This is a genomic window from Caulobacter sp. CCH9-E1 (assembly GCF_001556515.1).
In the GTDB taxonomy this organism is placed as follows: domain Bacteria; phylum Pseudomonadota; class Alphaproteobacteria; order Caulobacterales; family Caulobacteraceae; genus Caulobacter.
Genome location: NZ_LSJA01000262.1, coordinates 16,590 through 31,760 on the forward strand (window position 1 = coordinate 16,590; position 15,171 = coordinate 31,760).

15 protein-coding genes are annotated in these 15,171 nt (G+C 67.0%); 9 read left to right on the plus strand and 6 right to left on the minus strand.

Translation table 11 applies throughout. From position 1 onward, the window contains the following. Nucleotides 1-109: 109 nt before the first annotated feature. Nucleotides 110-1,450 (minus strand): tRNA uridine-5-carboxymethylaminomethyl(34) synthesis GTPase MnmE, encoded by a 1,341-nt coding sequence (gene mnmE / locus AX690_RS14740; RefSeq protein ID WP_066730462.1) that lies wholly within the window; start codon nucleotides 1,448-1,450, stop codon nucleotides 110-112. A gap of 2 nt (nucleotides 1,451-1,452) precedes the next feature. Beyond that, nucleotides 1,453-1,698 carry a DUF6489 family protein gene (locus AX690_RS14745; protein WP_013081279.1) on the minus strand — a complete coding sequence of 82 codons (246 nt, stop codon included), beginning with the start codon at nucleotides 1,696-1,698 and terminating at the stop codon, nucleotides 1,453-1,455. A gap of 124 nt (nucleotides 1,699-1,822) precedes the next feature. On the opposite strand from AX690_RS14745, the gene AX690_RS14750 reads away from it, so the two are divergent. Then, nucleotides 1,823-2,518, plus strand: a complete 696-nt coding sequence (locus tag AX690_RS14750) for a dienelactone hydrolase family protein (RefSeq protein ID WP_066730463.1) — start codon at nucleotides 1,823-1,825, stop codon at nucleotides 2,516-2,518. Beyond that, nucleotides 2,518-3,483 (plus strand): quinone oxidoreductase, encoded by a 966-nt coding sequence (locus tag AX690_RS14755; protein ID WP_066730464.1) that lies wholly within the window; start codon nucleotides 2,518-2,520, stop codon nucleotides 3,481-3,483. The genes AX690_RS14750 and AX690_RS14755 overlap by 1 nt, the downstream gene beginning before the upstream one ends. A gap of 193 nt (nucleotides 3,484-3,676) precedes the next feature. On the opposite strand, the gene rho is transcribed toward AX690_RS14755, so the two are convergent. The 4 genes from rho to hemE all read right to left on the minus strand — a co-directional run bounded on the left by rho (nucleotide 3,677) and on the right by hemE (nucleotide 7,937). Next, nucleotides 3,677-5,110 (minus strand): transcription termination factor Rho, encoded by a 1,434-nt coding sequence (gene rho / locus AX690_RS14760; RefSeq protein WP_066730465.1) that lies wholly within the window; start codon nucleotides 5,108-5,110, stop codon nucleotides 3,677-3,679. A gap of 267 nt (nucleotides 5,111-5,377) precedes the next feature. Then, nucleotides 5,378-5,842 (minus strand): CopD family protein, encoded by a 465-nt coding sequence (locus tag AX690_RS14765; RefSeq protein WP_066730466.1) that lies wholly within the window; start codon nucleotides 5,840-5,842, stop codon nucleotides 5,378-5,380. Then, nucleotides 5,842-6,885 carry a ferrochelatase gene (hemH, locus tag AX690_RS14770; RefSeq protein ID WP_066730467.1) on the minus strand — a complete coding sequence of 348 codons (1,044 nt, stop codon included), beginning with the start codon at nucleotides 6,883-6,885 and terminating at the stop codon, nucleotides 5,842-5,844. Before hemH ends, AX690_RS14765 begins: the two co-directional genes overlap by 1 nt. After that, on the minus strand, nucleotides 6,882-7,937 hold the full coding sequence (gene hemE / locus AX690_RS14775) for a uroporphyrinogen decarboxylase (RefSeq protein ID WP_066730468.1): 1,056 nt from the start codon (nucleotides 7,935-7,937) through the stop codon (nucleotides 6,882-6,884). Before hemE ends, hemH begins: the two co-directional genes overlap by 4 nt. A 446-nt stretch (nucleotides 7,938-8,383) precedes the next feature. Here hemE and AX690_RS14780 point away from each other — a divergent pair, with 446 nt between their 5' ends. The 7 genes from AX690_RS14780 to AX690_RS14810 all read left to right on the plus strand — a co-directional run. Continuing rightward, entirely contained in the window at nucleotides 8,384-9,295 is a 912-nt protein-coding gene (locus AX690_RS14780; RefSeq protein WP_066730469.1) for a pyruvate, water dikinase regulatory protein, read from the plus strand. Nucleotides 9,296-9,300: 5 nt separating this feature from the next. Then, nucleotides 9,301-9,900: a Maf family protein gene (locus AX690_RS14785; RefSeq protein ID WP_066730470.1), complete on the plus strand. Its 600-nt coding sequence runs from the start codon at nucleotides 9,301-9,303 to the stop codon at nucleotides 9,898-9,900. Beyond that, on the plus strand, nucleotides 9,897-10,769 hold the full coding sequence (aroE, locus tag AX690_RS14790) for a shikimate dehydrogenase (RefSeq protein ID WP_066730471.1): 873 nt from the start codon (nucleotides 9,897-9,899) through the stop codon (nucleotides 10,767-10,769). The genes AX690_RS14785 and aroE overlap by 4 nt, the downstream gene beginning before the upstream one ends. After that, nucleotides 10,763-11,362 (plus strand): dephospho-CoA kinase, encoded by a 600-nt coding sequence (gene coaE, locus AX690_RS14795; protein ID WP_066730472.1) that lies wholly within the window; start codon nucleotides 10,763-10,765, stop codon nucleotides 11,360-11,362. The genes aroE and coaE overlap by 7 nt, the downstream gene beginning before the upstream one ends. A 31-nt stretch (nucleotides 11,363-11,393) precedes the next feature. After that, complete coding sequence (dnaQ, locus tag AX690_RS14800) at nucleotides 11,394-12,107, plus strand: DNA polymerase III subunit epsilon (protein ID WP_066730473.1); 714 nt, start codon at nucleotides 11,394-11,396, stop codon at nucleotides 12,105-12,107. Nucleotides 12,108-12,400: 293 nt separating this feature from the next. Beyond that, nucleotides 12,401-13,774, plus strand: coding sequence for an OprO/OprP family phosphate-selective porin (locus tag AX690_RS14805; protein ID WP_066730474.1), 1,374 nt, complete (start codon nucleotides 12,401-12,403; stop codon nucleotides 13,772-13,774). A gap of 39 nt (nucleotides 13,775-13,813) precedes the next feature. Next, a partial coding sequence (locus tag AX690_RS14810) for a methyl-accepting chemotaxis protein (RefSeq protein WP_066730475.1) occupies nucleotides 13,814-15,171 on the plus strand: 1,358 nt, incomplete at its 3' end.

Below are 15,171 nucleotides of genomic sequence, written 5' to 3' on the forward strand. Positions count from 1 at the left end.
GCCAATCAGCCGAGAGGGTCGATCCGAGTCGACGGCGTTTCACGTGAAACACCCCCGCCACAGCTGTGAGCGCGCTGTGGACAATATGGGGACGGTTTCACGTGAAACATCATTTGCCGATGCAGAAGGTCGAAAAGACCCGCCCCAGGACATCCTCGGGATCGACGCGCCCGGTGATCTTCTCCAGCGCCCGCGCGGCCAGGCGAACGTCTTCGGCGGCCAACTCGACCTCCAGGCCGATATCGGACAGCGCGCGCGCCAAATAGCTCCTCGCCTCGGACAGGCGCTCCGCGTGGCGCAGTCGCGTGGCCGCCGGGAACTCCGCGCCGGACAGCGCGTCAGCCACGTGAGACGCGAGCGCTTCCCTCAAACCAGAGACAGCGTCTTCCGACCGCGCCGAAAGCCTATGAACCCTTAGGCCCTCTCTCGACCATCGCGCCTCGGCCTGGGACAGGGTGTTCGCATCGGCGATGTCAGCCTTGTTCAGGACCAGCCAGTCCTCGGGACGAACGGTCGCCTCCAAGGCCTCGACCTGTTCCACGTGAAAACCATCCACGACCCAGAGCCGCAGATCGGCCTCCTCCGCCCACCGACGCGCCCGGCGGACGCCTTCGGCCTCGATCGCGTCGTCGGTCTCGCGAAGGCCGGCCGTGTCGGCGATCAGGACCCGGTACCCGCCGAGGACCAGCGGAACCTCGATAACATCCCGCGTCGTCCCCGGCGTGTCGGTGACGATCGCCGCGTCGCGTTCGACCAGGCCGTTGAGCAGCGTGCTCTTGCCGGCGTTCGGCGCGCCGACCAACGCGATGCGATAGCCGTCCCGCACCCGACGGCCACGGGAAACGTCGGCGAGGGCCACGTCGAGTTCATCGGCCAAGATTCGAAGCCCAGGCCGCGCGCGTTCGGCCACCTCTTCCGGCAGATCCTCGTCCGGGAAGTCGACGGCCGCCTCCAGCATGGCCAGGGACTGCACCAACAGCTCGCGCCAGCGGTCATAGCGCTGGCTCAGCGCCCCACCGACCTGGCCCAGAGCCTGCCGACGCTGAGCCTCGGTCTCGGCGTCGATCAGGTCGGCGACGCCCTCGGCCTGGGCCAGGTCCAGCTTGCCGTTCTCGAAGGCGCGGCGCGTGAACTCTCCGGGCTCAGCCAAGCGTAGGCCAAGGGCGGACAACGCGGACAGCAACGCCTCTACGACGGCGCGACCGCCGTGCACGTGAAACTCGGCGCTGTCTTCGCCGGTATAGCTGGCCGGACCTTCGAAGCGCAGGACCAGGGCCTCGTCCAGCTCTACCCCGTCATGCCGAAGCTTGCGCAGCGCGGCCATGCGCGGCGCGGGCGCTCTACCCGCCAAGGTCTGGACCACCCGAAGAGTGTCCGGCCCAGAAATCCGTACGACGGCCACCGCCGCCCGCCCGGCCGCCGTGGCCAGGGCGAAGATCGTATCGGCCATGGTCAGTCCGGCTTGCCGACCGCGGCGTTGGCGGCGGCGGTCATCAGCTTGCGGAAGCTCTCCTGGGCGCCGGTGCCGAACGCCATCCAGTTCTTCAGCAGTTCCTCGGGCGCCAGCATCGCCATATTGGCGTCCATGCGCGCCTGCATCTCCTTGACGAGATGCTCGTTCAAACCACTGACATCCGGCAGGCCTAGAAAGGCCCGCGCTTCGACCGGCGTGCAGTCGATCTCGATCGTCATCTTCATCGGAAAGTTCCCTTCGGTCAGGGCACGATATTGTTATGGGCCTCGCCCTTCGGCGCAGGTTAGAGCGCTTTGGTCGAAAGTCACATTCGTCCCGAGAGGGACCTGAACACGACGGAGAATCCCGATGAGCGAGACCCTCACGATCACCACGCCGGACGGCGCGTTCAGCGCCTATGTGGCGCGCCCGAAGGCGGCCTCGGCGCCGGCCATCGTCGTCATCCAGGAAATCTTCGGCGTCAACAAGGTCATGCGCGATATCTGCGACGGCCTGGCCGCCCAGGGCTACGTCGCCATCTGCCCGGACCTGTTCTGGCGGATCGAGCCGGGCATCGACATCACCGACCAGTCCGAGGCCGAGTGGAAGAAGGCCTTCGAACTGTTCAACGCCTTCGACGTCGACGCCGGCGTCAATGATATCGCCGCCACCATCACCGCCGCCCGCAAGCTGGACGGCGTCAACGGCAAGGTCGGCGCGGTCGGCTACTGCCTGGGCGGCCTGCTGGCCTTCCTGACCGCCACCCGCACCGACGTCGATGCGTCGGTCTCCTACTACGGCGTTGGGATCGAAAAGCACGTCGGCGAGGCCGAGAAGCTAAACCACCCGCTGCTGATGCACATCGCCGAGAAGGATCAGTTCGTGCCGCCGGAAGCCCAGCAGGTCATCCTGCAGGCGCTGAAGGATCACCCGCAAATCGAGCTGCACACCTATGCCGGCCGCGACCACGCGTTCGCGCGGGAAGGCGGCGCGCACTATGACGCCGCCGACGCGGCCAAGGCCAACGGCCGCAGCCTGACCTTCTTCAAAAAGGCGCTGGCCTGATGCTGGCCATCCAGATCTCCCGTACGGGTGGTCCGGAAGTCTTGGAGGCGGTCGAGGCGGAAGTCCCCTCGCCCGCCGCCGGCCAGATCCTGGTCCGCCACGCGGCCGTCGGCTTGAACTATATCGACACCTATCACCGCTCGGGCCTCTATCCGCTGAAGCTGCCGAGCGGCATCGGACTGGAAGCGGCCGGGACGGTCGAAGCGCTCGGCGACGGCGTTACCCGGTTCAAGGTCGGCGACCGCGTCGCCTACAACGGGACCATGGGCGCCTATGCCGAGGCGGCCGTGGTTCCGGCCGACCGCGCCGTGAAGGTCCCGGACGGCGTCAGCCTGGAGACGGCGGCCGCCGCCATGCTGAAGGGCATGACGGCCGAGTTCCTGGTCCGGCGATGTTTCCACGTGAAACATGGCGACGCCGTGCTGATCCACGCGGCGGCCGGCGGCGTCGGTCAGATCCTGGTCCAGTGGTGCAAGGCGCTGGGCGCCACCGTCATCGCCACGGTCGGCTCCGAGACCAAGGCGGCCATCGCCCGCGACCTCGGCGCCGATCACGTGATCGACTACAGCCACGAGGACGTGGCCGCCAAAGTCGCCGAGCTGACCGGCGGCCAAGGCGTCGCGGTCGTCTATGACGGCGTCGGCAAGGACACCTGGGCGGCCAGCCTGAAGAGCCTGGCGCGCCGCGGCGTGATGGTCACCTTCGGCAACGCCTCGGGCCCCGTCCCGGCCTTCGCCCCTCTGGAGCTGTCGGCCAAGTCGCTGTTCGTGACCCGGCCCAAGCTGTTCGACTACATCGCCACGACCGAGGAACTGGACGAGAGCGCCCAGGCGCTGTTCGCGGTGATCGGCTCCGGCGCGGTGAAGATCGACATCGGTCAGACCTTCCCGCTGGCCGAAGCGCGGGCGGCGCATGAGGCGCTGGAGGGTCGGCGGACGACCGGGGCGACGGTGTTAATTCCTTAGGCCAGATGCTCCCCCGCGTTGCGGGGGAGCTGTCGCGGAGCGACTGAGGGGGCTAATGCGGCGTATGCCCAGCTCGCCCCCTCCGGCCCTCCGGGCCACCTCCCCCGCTTTGCGGTGGAGGATCTTTCGAAATGCAAAAAAGGCCCCGGTTCGCTCCGGGGCCTTTCTCTTCTTCGACTGAGTCTGGCTGGACTCAGGTGTTCATCGACTGGAAGAAGTCGCCGTTCGTCTTCGACTGGCGCAGCTTGTCCAGCAGGAACTCGATCGCGTCCGAGGCGCCCATCGGGTTGAGGATGCGGCGCAGGACGTAGGTCTTCTGCAGCTGGTCGCGCGGGGTGATGAGCTCTTCCTTGCGGGTGCCGGACTTGAGCACGTCGATGGCCGGGAAGATGCGCTTGTCGGCCACCTTGCGGTCCAGGACGATTTCCGAGTTACCGGTGCCCTTGAACTCTTCGAAGATGACTTCGTCCATCCGGCTGCCGGTGTCGATCAGGGCCGTGGCGATGATCGACAGCGAGCCGCCCTCCTCGACATTGCGCGCCGCGCCGAAGAAGCGCTTGGGACGCTGCAGGGCGTTGGCGTCGACGCCGCCGGTCAGCACCTTGCCCGACGACGGGACCGTGGTGTTGTAGGCGCGGCCCAGACGCGTGACCGAGTCCAGCAGGATGACGACGTCGCGCTTGTGCTCGACCAGGCGCTTGGCCTTCTCGATGACCATCTCGGCCACCTGGACGTGACGGGTGGCCGGCTCGTCGAAGGTCGAGGCGATCACCTCGCCCTTCACCGTGCGCTGCATGTCGGTGACTTCTTCCGGGCGCTCGTCGATCAAGAGGACGATCAGGTAGCACTCGGGGTGATTGGTCTCGATCGACTTGGCGATGTTCTGCAGCATCACCGTCTTACCCACGCGCGGCGGGGCGACGATCAGGCAGCGCTGACCCTTGCCCAGCGGGGCGACGATGTCGATCACGCGGCCCGAGCGATCCTTCACGGTCGGATCGGGCAGCTCCATGTTCAGGCGCTCCTCGGGATAGAGCGGCGTCAGGTTGTCGAAGTGCACCTTGTGGCGCACGTTCTCGGGGCTCTCGAAATTGATCTTCGAGACGCTGGTCAGGGCGAAGTAGCGTTCGCCCTCGCGCGGCGAACGGATCGCGCCCTCGACGCTGTCGCCGGTGCGCAGGCCGTACTTCCGGATCTGCGACGGCGAGACATAGATGTCGTCCGGGCCCGGAAGATAGTTGGCTTCCGGCGAGCGCAGGAAGCCGAAGCCGTCCTGCAGCACTTCCATGGTGCCCGAGCCCGAGATCTCCACGCCTTCCTCGGCGAGGGTCTTCAGGATCGCGAACATCATGTCCTGCTTGCGCATGGAGTTGGCGTTCTCGACCTCGAAGGTCTCGGCGAACGCCAGCAGGTCGGCCGGGGATTTCTCCTTCAGCTCCTGCAGGGACATGGACTTCAGGCCCAGGGCCGCGACGGCGTCCGCGATGCTGGAGCCTTCGTCGTCGCCCTCGGCTTCCGCTTCGGTCTCAACCGAGGCTTCGGTGGCGACGTCGGCCGTATCGGCGACGGTGTCCTCGATGGTCGCCTCTTCGGCGCCCGGGATCTGGTCTTCGGTTTCTTCGGTCATGACAAGACTCAAGGGTGGGCGCGGTCTCCACGACGGAGTCCGGCCGGTAGAACTTCATGGGTCACGCCCGGTAGGGCCGGGACATGCGCGTCGATTGACGATGACGCGGATCGTTCGGGGAACGGACCTTGGAGCGGATCGCTCGCGGGGCGCGCCAGGACGGGCGCCGGTCCGTGAAAGGAAGAGGTCCGGCGAGGCCGAACCGATCGTCGATGCAAATCACGCGGCGGCCGGCGGGTCAAGCGCCCCAACCGCCTGGAAGGCCAATCAGTGGTTCAGGAACTTGGTCGTCACCGAGACGACGATCACGATCGCCAGCACGAATGGGATCTCATTGACCATCCGCCAGAACTTCTCCGAGCGGGGATATTCCCCCTTCTCGAACTTCTTGCGCGAGGCCGACAAGAAGCCGTGGAAGCCGTAGAGCCCGACCAGGGCGACCAGCTTGGTGGCCATCCAGGGCTCGAGCAGAAAACCCCAGCCGCGCATCTGGGCGTCGGCCAGGATCAGGCCCAGGCCGAACAGCGCCGTGGCGATCGAGGCGGGGTTGATGATCCCGCGCAGCAGACGCCGCTCCATGACCACGAAGGTCTCGGCCATCTCCGAGCCCGGCGCGGCCTTGCTGTGATAGACGAACAGCCGCGGCAGATAGAGCATCCCGGCCATGAAGGCGATCACCGACAGGATGTGTAAGCCCCGCACCAGATTGAAGTGCGCCACCAGGAAATCCATCACGCGGCAGCTCCTTCTCGGCACGGGCACTTCGACCACTCGGGTCCGCAGCGCCAACCGCAGGCCGGGGCGACGGATCCGGCGCGTTCGCCGAGCGCGTTGCGCACGGCGCTCGCCAGGCCGTCGATGAACTCAGGAGCGCCGCCCAGAGCCGGGACCCGGACATAGGGCGCGGCCCCGACCTCTTTCGCCAGCTCGGCGTATTCGTGATCGAGCTCGACCAGGGTCTCGACGTGCTCGGAGACGAAGGCGATCGGCGTGATCATCACGCCCTTGCCCTCGGCGCCGGCGCGACGGATCTCCTCGTCGGTCGAGGGGCCGATCCACTTCAGCGGCCCGACCCGGCTCTGGTAGCAGACGGTCCAGTCGATCCCGGCCGGCAGCTTGGCGGCGACGGCGGCGGCCGTGGCCTCGATCTGCTTCTGGTAGGGATCGCCGGCCAGGATGACCTTCTCCGGAAGACCGTGGGCCGAAAACAGCAGGCGGATATTGCTCGGCGAACCAGCCTTCTCCCAGGTCTCGCGGATCATCCGGGCGTGGGCGTCGACGAGACCGCCCTCGGTCGGATAGCAGCAGACCGTCGTCTCGGCGCCCGAGCCCTTGTAGGCCTTGCGCCACGCCTTCAGCGACGAGCCGGTCGTGGTGGTCGAAAACTGCGGATAGAGCGGCAGCAGCACCACCTCGTCCGGCGCGAAGGCCGCGACTTGGCGAGCGGTCTCGCCGGTCAGCGGATGCCAGTAGCGCATGGCGATGAAGCACTTGGCCTCGACGCCGGGCAGAGCGGCGGCCAGGGCCTTCTCCAGCGCCTCGGCCTGCTTCTGGGTTTCCGGCAGCAGCGGGGAGCCGCCGCCCATGATCGCGTAATTGGCCTTGGCCGTCTTCTCGCGGGTCGTCGAGATCAGCGCCGCCAGCGGATAGCGGATCAGCGCCGGAGCCCCGATGATCGCCGGATCCCGGAACAGGTTGAACAGGAACGGCCGCACGGCGCGCGGACCATCGGGTCCGCCGAGATTGAACAGGACGACGGCGAGCTTCTTGCTCACTTGGCCACCTTCTGTCCGGTTACCCGCTCCAGCACCGCCTCGACGTGCGCGATCGGCGTGTCCGGCAGGATCCCGTGACCCAGATTGAAGATATAGGGACCCTGGTTCCACTGTTCGAGCAGTTCGTCCACCCGCTTCAGCAGCGCGTCGCCGCCGGCGCGAAGCAGCAGCGGGTCCAGCGCGCCCTGGATGGTCTTGGTCTTCTGGATGGCTTGGCCCAGCTTGGCGCTGGCCTGGGTGTCGAGCGCCACGCCCTGCACCGGGACCTGCGCGGCGTAGCCCTCGACCAGGGCGCCGGCCCCGCGCGGGAAGCCGATGATCGGCACGGTGACGCCGCGGGCCCGCAGGCCCTCGACGATCTTCTTGTGCGGCTGGGTGACCAAGCGATCGAACAGCGGCTCGGACAGGCCCTCGGCCCAGCTCTCGAACAGTTTCACGGCCTGCGCGCCGGCGTCGACCTGCATGGCCAGGTAGTCGACGGTCGAGTCGACCAGCACCTGGATCAGGGCGTCCGTCGTCTCGGGGTTCTGGTAGGCGAAGGTCCGCGCGCCGCTACGGTCGCTGGAGCCCTTCTCGATCATGTAGGTCGCCACGGTCCAGGGCGCGCCGGCGAAGCCGATCAGGGCCTTCTCCGGATCGAGCGCCGAACGAACCCGGGTCAGCGTCTCCCCGACGAGCGATAGGGCCTTGCCCGCCTCACCGGCCTTTTCGGCCATGGACTCGACCGACGGCATCTCGCCAAGCTTCGGACCTTCGCCGGCCTCGAACCAGACCTTCTGGCCAAGAGCGCCCGGGATCAGCAGGATGTCGGCGAAGACGATGGCCGCGTCGAACGGAAACCGCCGCATCGGCTGCAGCGTGACCTCGGCCGCTTTCTCCGGATCGAAGCAGAAGCTGATGAAGTCCGGAGCCGTGGCGCGGACCGCGCGATACTCCGGCAGATACCGTCCCGCCTGACGCATGAACCAGATCGGCGGATGGGGGTGGGTCTCGCCGGAAAGCGCGGCGAGAAACTTCGGGGTCTGGCTGGGAGACTGGGAAGGCGACGTCATGGCTCGGGTTAAAGCCCGGCGCGGGCTTCGGCTCAAGCCCGGAGTCCTCTTAAGCCCTTTCTAACATATCTTAATAAGAAATTAGGATTTGGAAGAGGGAGCAGGAGGGCAACTGCAAACCGTGGAAAACCCTCGTCGCGGGCCTGACTCCCACACGCGATCGGCCTTTGCCCACAAGGCTCCGCACATGTGATTAACCCTCTGTTAATCCTGTGGACGTCCCGCCAGGGCCTTGAAGGTCTTAATGAAAACTTAATTAACGGCGGCGCGCGAAAGACCCTTCACGGGACTCTTCCCCCGACGGGGAGAACAACGATTCAGACTTCGGGGGATGCGGGTCGGGCCTGGGGATGATACGCGAGCAATGCGACCGTTGATCACAGCGGCGCCATGTCACGACGCATCTTGGGTCATTCGGCGCCCAGGCGTCCCCAGAGGCAGGGCAAGTGGTTAAACAACCGTTAACGGATGATCCACAGGAGAGTCACGGCGCCGGCGGCGAGGGTGAACGGTTGCCGCCGCGCTTTGCGACCTACTTCCACATCCATCTTGTGTCGGACTCCACGGGCGAGACCTTGAACGCGATGGCGCGCGCGGTCTGCGCCCGGTTCACCGACATCCTGCCGATCGAACATATCTACGCCCTGGTCCGTTCCACCCGGCAGCTGGAGCGCGCGCTGGTGGAGATCGCCGGCGCGCCGGGCGTGGTCATGCACACCATCGTCGATCCGGGCCTGCGCTCGGCGCTCGAGGAAGGTTGCCGCAAGCTGGAGATGCCCTGCATCGCCGCGCTCGATCCGGTGGTCAGCGCCATGTCGCGTTATCTGGGCGCGCGGATCTCCACCCGGGTCGGCGCCCAGCACGCCCTGACCAACGACTATTTCGACCGGATCGAGGCGTTGGACTACGCGATCGCCCACGACGACGGCCAGGGCGGCCAGGACTTGACCCAGGCCGACGTGATCCTGGTCGGGGTCTCGCGGACCTCCAAGACCCCGACCTGCATCTATCTGGCCCACCGCGGCGTGCGCGCCGCCAATGTGCCGCTGGTGCCGGGGCGTCCGCCGCCGCCCGAGCTGTTCGAGCTGAAGAACACCCTGATCGTCGGCCTGATCACCTCGCCTGACCGGCTGATCCAGATTCGCCGCAACCGCCTGCTCTCCCTGAAGGAGACCCGCGAGAGCGACTATGTCGACGCCGACGCCGTGCGCCAGGAGATCATCGCCGCCCGCCGCCTGTTCGAACGGCAGGGCTGGCCGGTGATCGACATCACCCGCCGCTCGGTAGAGGAGACGGCGGCGGCGGTGATCAACCTGCTGTCGGGCGGCCGCGGCAAGGTCGAGGTCCTGGGAGCCTGACGCCTGTGACGCTTACCCCGGTAACCCTGGCGTCCAAGAGCTCGGCCCGCCAGATGATCCTGAAGAACGCCGGCGTCGCCTTCGAGGCGGTCGGCTCCGGCGTCGACGAGGACGCCGCCAAGGCTGGCCTGCTGGCCGAGGCGGTCACGCCGCGCGACATCGCCGACGCCCTGGCCGAGATGAAGGCGGTCAAGGTCTCGGCCAAGCGGCCGGGCCTGGTGATCGGCGCTGACCAGACGCTCGACCTGCGTGGCCAGCTGATCGACAAGGTCGACACGCTCGAAGAAGCGCGCGCCCGTCTGCTGGAACTGCGCGGCCAGGTTCACAAGCTGCACTCGGCCGTGGTGGTCGCCCGCGACGGTCAGCCGATCTGGCGGATCGTCGAGACCGCCAAGCTGTCGGTGCGGCCGTTCAGCGAGGCGTGGCTGGACCGATATATAGAGCGACGCGGCGAGGCCTTGCTGTGGTCGGTCGGCTGCTACGAGCTGGAGAGCGAGGGCGTGCAACTGTTCGACCAGGTCGACGGGGACTACTTCGCCATACTGGGTCTGCCCCTGGTCGGACTTCTGGATTGTCTGCGTCTCCACGGAGCCCTTGTGGCATGACTTCAACGAACTCGGGGACAATCTCCGGCGCGGCTGTCGTCGGCGGCGTCTGCGGCCAGCCGATCAAGCACTCGATGAGCCCGGTGCTCCACAACGCCTGGATCGCCGCGGCGGGCCTCGACGCGGCCTATGTGCCGTTCGCCCCGGCGGCCGAACGCTTCGAGGCCTTCGTCGACGGTCTGCGCGGCGGCGCGGTGCGCGGGGTCAATGTCACCATCCCGTTCAAGGAGCGCGCCCTGGCGCTGGCCGACACCGCCAGCGATCTGGCGAAGATGGCCGGGGCGGCGAACCTTCTGCTGTTCGCGCCGGACGGCTCGGTCCACGCCGACAACACCGACGGCCCCGGCCTGCTCGGCGCCGTCCAGGCGCAGGCGCCCGGCTTTGACGCCTCGGCCGCGCCGGTCGTGATCCTGGGCGCCGGCGGCGCGGCGCGCGGGGCGGTCGCCGCCCTGCTTCTGGCCGGCGCGCCCGAGATCCGGATCGTCAACCGCACCCTGGCCCGCGCCCAGGAGCTGGCCGACGCCTTTGGGCCCAAGGTGATCGCGGCCGAGGACGCCGCCCTGCCCGGCCTGCTGGCCGACGCGGGTCTGGTCATCAACGCCACCTCGTTAGGCCTGGGCGGCGGCGCTGGGCCGGCGGCGGATCTTTCGCTGACGTCGGAGACGGCCGTGGTCATGGACATGGTCTACAAGCCCCTGCGCACCGAGTTCCTGCGCCGCGCCGAGGCCGCGGGTCGTCGCACGGTCGATGGCCTGGAGATGCTGCTGCGCCAGGCCATACCCAGTTTCGAGGCGATCTATGGCGTCGCCCCCTCCCCCGCTGTCGATGTACGGGGCATGGCCCTGAAGCTCTTGGGTGAATCATGCTGATCCTGGGCCTGACCGGATCGATCGGGATGGGCAAGTCGACGACCGCGGCGATGTTCGAGGCCGAGGGCGTTCCCGTCTACGACTCCGACGCCGCTGTCCACGCGCTGTACGCCGCCGGCGGCGCCGCCGTCGCGCCGGTGGAGGCCGCCTTCCCGGGCGTGCTCACCGACGGGGCGATCGACCGGGCCAAGCTCAGCGCCAAGGTCGTCGGCAATCCCGAGGCCCTGGCCAAGCTGGAAGCGATCGTCCATCCGCTGGTCGGCGCCGACCGCATCAGCTTCTTCCAGAAGGCCCAGGCCGAGGGCCGCGACATCGTCGTGCTGGACGTGCCGCTGCTGTTCGAGACCGGCGGCGAGAAGAGCGTTCACAAGGTGGTCGTCGTCTCGGCCCCGCCCGAGGTGCAGCGCGCCCGCGTCCTGGCTCGCCCGGAGATGACGCCTGAGAAGCTCGAGGCGATCCTGGCCCGCCAGCTGCCCGACGCCGAAAAGCGCGCCCGCGCCGATTTCGTGATCGACACCGGTCAGGGCGTCGAGCACGCCCGCCAGCAGGTCCGCGACCTTCTGACTCTGTTGAGAACTTCCGGCTCTGCTTGAAGGCGGAGTCGAACCGGCTCAAAGAAGGACCATGGCCCGCGAGATCATCCTCGACACCGAAACCACCGGCTTCGATCCCAAGACGGGCGACCGCCTGGTGGAAATCGGCTGCATCGAAGTGGTCGACTTCATGCCGACCGGCCGCTCGTTCCACGAATATTGCGACCCGCTGCGCGACATGCCGGCCGAGGCCGAGAAGGTTCACGGCCTGTCCAGCGCCTTCCTGGCCGGCAAACCCAAGTTCCACGAGATCGCCGACCGCTTCGTCGAGTTCGTCGGCGACAGCGTCGTCGTCGCCCACAACGCCGCGTTCGACCGGCAGTTCGTCAATTTCGAGCTGGAGAAGTGCGGCCGCGCCCCGATCCATGAGGACCGCTGGGTCGATACGCTGGCGATGGCCAAGAAGCGCTTTCCGGGCATGTACAACTCGCTCGACGCGCTGTGCAAACGCTTCAAGATCAGCCTGGAAAGCCGCGACAAGCACGGCGCCCTGATCGACGCCCACCTGCTGGCCGAGGTCTATCTCGAGCTGCAGGGCGGCAAGGAACGGGCCCTGGAGCTGACCCATGTGGTCGAGACCCTGGCCATATCGGCCGCCGTCCAGGGCTCCTACGGCGCCCGCGCCCGCCCGCTCGCCCCGCGTTCGACCGACGCCGAGCGGGAGGTCCATGCCGCCTGGGTTCGCAAGAACCTCAAGGAGCAGGCCTTGTGGATCAAGTTTGGCGTCGTTTCCGCTGAAGGGTAAGCCGCTCAGGTCACCGCCCGGTTCACGCCATGGCGTCCTCGTCTGAAAGGTTGACGGACCCAGAGTCCGTCAGCTTAAAGACTATAATACATATAACCGCGATCTTCGAAGCTGATCCGAGGACCTGAGGCCGAATTTGGTCATCAAGTAGGTCATATTGTCGCGCCTCATGATGTATTAATCACGAATTCACCGGCCGAGCCGATCAACTTCGCCCAACAGTTCTGGATATCTCAGAAACGGGGCGATCTCTCGTGCGAAAATTATTCTCCGTAACTCTGCTGGCTGCCTCGATGATGGCCAGTGTCGCCGCCGCCCAAGAGGCGCCGGCGTCGGACGCCGCTTCGCTCGAGGAGCTGAAGGCGCAGATCAAGGTCATGCAGGAGCGTCTCCAGTCGCTGGAGACCAAGGCCGCCGCCAAGCCCGCGGCCGCGCCGGCGCCCGCCACCCAGATCAAATGGGAAGGTTCGCCCCGCTTCACGGACGCCAGCGGCGCCACGTTCAAGCTGCGCGGCCGCGTGATGCTGGATGGCGTCAACGTCAATGTCGATCGCGACAACGCCCCCTCTTACAAGGCGCGCCAATATCGGGCCCGCCAGGTGTTCCTGGGCGCGGAAGGCGCGTTCGGCCAGTGGGCCTATCGCATCGAAGGCGGCGCGGCCAACGGCGGCGCCTGGGGCTGGGACGACGCGGTCATCGAATACAAGACCAAGAGCGGCGTGCTGCTCACCTTCGGCAACCAGAAGATCACCGGCCTTGAGAACCTCACCTCGATCAAATCCATCACCTTCATGGAGCGGGGCCCGTTCGGCGATCTGAACGACAATGGTTTCGTGCTGGCCGCCCAGGTCACCAAGGTCGGCAAGAACTGGTCGCTGCGCGGCGCGCTGCAAGGCGACACGATCAACAAGGCCGATGTCTCTTCGGGCGCCTATGACGCCAACAACGCCAAGGAGCGCTCGGGCTTCGCGGCTCGCGGCACTTGGGCGCCGGTGATGACCCCCACCGACACCGTTCACCTGGGCGCCTCGGTGCGCCACCGCGAGACCGGCGGCGAGGCGGGCTTCACCTATGCGGCCACGGCGAACACCGCCTACAAGCCCCAGACCTCGACCGGCGGCGTGCTGCTGTCGACTGGCGCGGTCGGCAAGAGCGACACCACGGTGGGCGCTGAAGCGGCCTGGGCTCACAAGAACGTTTCGGTGCAGGGCGAGATCGCCCGCATCAAGGTCAACCGCGTGGCCACGACCCGAAGCGCGGCCAACGGCGGTCCGGACTTCAACATCGTCACGGGCTACGCCTCGGTCAGCTGGTTCCCGACCGGCGAGACGCGCCCGTACAGCGCGGCCGGCCACTTCGGCAAGATCAAGATCGCGCACCCGATCGACAAGGGCGGCATGGGCGCCTTCGAACTGGCGGGCCGCTACGACTACGCCGACCTGACCAAGATGAGCCCGAACGCCGTGACCGCCCTGGCCAGCCAGCCGGGCCTGGCGACGGCCGGCACCTACAAGGGCCTGACCGCGGGCGTGAATTGGTATCCCCAGAACAACGTCCGCTTCATGGCGAACGTCACCAAGGCCAAGGTCAACAATCGCCGCATCGGCGCGATCGAGAACGACGCCGACGTGACGGTCGTCCAAGCTCGCATGCAGATCGAATTCTAGCTCTATCCTTCATAAAATCTCGGCGGTCTGGAGACCTGGATGTCGTTCCTGAAGAACATCTCGATCCGTAACAAGATCATGCTGTCGTTTGGCCTCTTGCTGGCTGCGGCCGTGGCGATGATCGTCAGCGTCTTCCTGCAGCTCACGGGCATGCAGCAAGCCATCCGGCTGAACGATGAGAGCAAGTCGATCATCGATCAGACCCAGACCGCGGAGAAGAACATCCTGCGGGTGAACTCGCAGATGCGCGGGATTCTGCTGACCGGCAGCGTCAAGTACATGGCCTCTTACGACGAGGGCCTGAAGGGCTTCGACGACGCCATCGCCAAGCTCGATTCCTTCAACCTGACCGATAAGGAAAAGGCCGACCTGGCGAAGGTCAAGGCCGACACCAAGATCTGGCTGGACACCTACGGTCGGCCGCTGACCATGGCCGGGCTGGATCCCGCCCGCAAGGAGGAGGGCCGTCAGATCCTGACGGACGCCGGCGAAAAGGCCCGAGTGACCCACATCATCAAGCGGATCGGGGTGATCCGCTCGACCGAGCAGGCGCGAATGGCCATGCGCGAGGACGCCCAGCACAAGGCGATCTTCTCGTCGGTCGCCATGCTGATCGGCGGCGGCCTGGGCCTGGTCGTCATCGCCGTGGGCATGGGCTGGCAGCTGACGACCCTCGTCGCCGCGCCCGTCGGCCGCATGACCCAGTCGATGCTGCGTCTGGCTGACGGCGACTTCGACGTCGAGACGCCCGACCGCGACCGCGCCGACGAGGTGGGTTCGCTGTCGCGGGCGTTCGAGACGTTCAAGGAAAACAGCCTCAAGGCGATCCGCCTCGAGAAGGAAACCGGCGCCATGCGCGAGGCCGGAGAAGCCGAGCGCGCCAAGACCGAGGCCCAGCGCGCCCGGGAAGCGGCCGAGGATCGCGCGGCGATCGAGGCGCTGGGCAAGGGCCTGCACGCCCTGTCGACCGGCGACCTGACGCACCGGATCACCGAACAGCTTTCGCCCAAGACCGGGCAGCTGAAGGACGACTTCAACGCCTCGATCGCCAAGCTTGAGAACGTGATGTCGGGCGTCCGCCACGCCGTCATGACCATCAGCGGCGGGGCGCGTGAAATCTCGGCCGCCTCGGACGACCTGGCGCGCCGCACCGAGCAGCAGGCCGCCAGCCTGGAAGAGACGGCCGCGGCGCTGGAAGAGATCACCGCCACGGTCAACAAGACCGCCGAAGGCGCGGGCTTCGCCCGCTCGGCCGTCAGCGGCGCCAAGACCGACGCCGAGAGCGGCGGCCAGATCGCCGAGCGCGCGGTCGCGGCCATGAGCGAGATCGAAAGCTCGTCCAGCCAGATCAGCCAGATCATCGGCGTGATCGACGAGATCGCCTTCCAGACCAACCT

Coding starts and splice junctions, on each gene's coding strand:
- mnmE (WP_066730462.1), bottom strand. CDS start 1,450: ATGGCCGATACGATCTTCGCCCTGGCCACGGCGGCCGGGCGGGCGGCG.
- AX690_RS14745 (WP_013081279.1), bottom strand. CDS start 1,698: ATGAAGATGACGATCGAGATCGACTGCACGCCGGTCGAAGCGCGGGCC.
- AX690_RS14750 (WP_066730463.1), top strand. CDS start 1,823: ATGAGCGAGACCCTCACGATCACCACGCCGGACGGCGCGTTCAGCGCC.
- AX690_RS14755 (WP_066730464.1), top strand. CDS start 2,518: ATGCTGGCCATCCAGATCTCCCGTACGGGTGGTCCGGAAGTCTTGGAG.
- rho (WP_066730465.1), bottom strand. CDS start 5,110: ATGACCGAAGAAACCGAAGACCAGATCCCGGGCGCCGAAGAGGCGACC.
- AX690_RS14765 (WP_066730466.1), bottom strand. CDS start 5,842: ATGGATTTCCTGGTGGCGCACTTCAATCTGGTGCGGGGCTTACACATC.
- hemE (WP_066730468.1), bottom strand. CDS start 7,937: ATGACGTCGCCTTCCCAGTCTCCCAGCCAGACCCCGAAGTTTCTCGCC.
- aroE (WP_066730471.1), top strand. CDS start 9,897: ATGACTTCAACGAACTCGGGGACAATCTCCGGCGCGGCTGTCGTCGGC.
- coaE (WP_066730472.1), top strand. CDS start 10,763: ATGCTGATCCTGGGCCTGACCGGATCGATCGGGATGGGCAAGTCGACG.
- dnaQ (WP_066730473.1), top strand. CDS start 11,394: ATGGCCCGCGAGATCATCCTCGACACCGAAACCACCGGCTTCGATCCC.
- AX690_RS14805 (WP_066730474.1), top strand. CDS start 12,401: ATGATGGCCAGTGTCGCCGCCGCCCAAGAGGCGCCGGCGTCGGACGCC.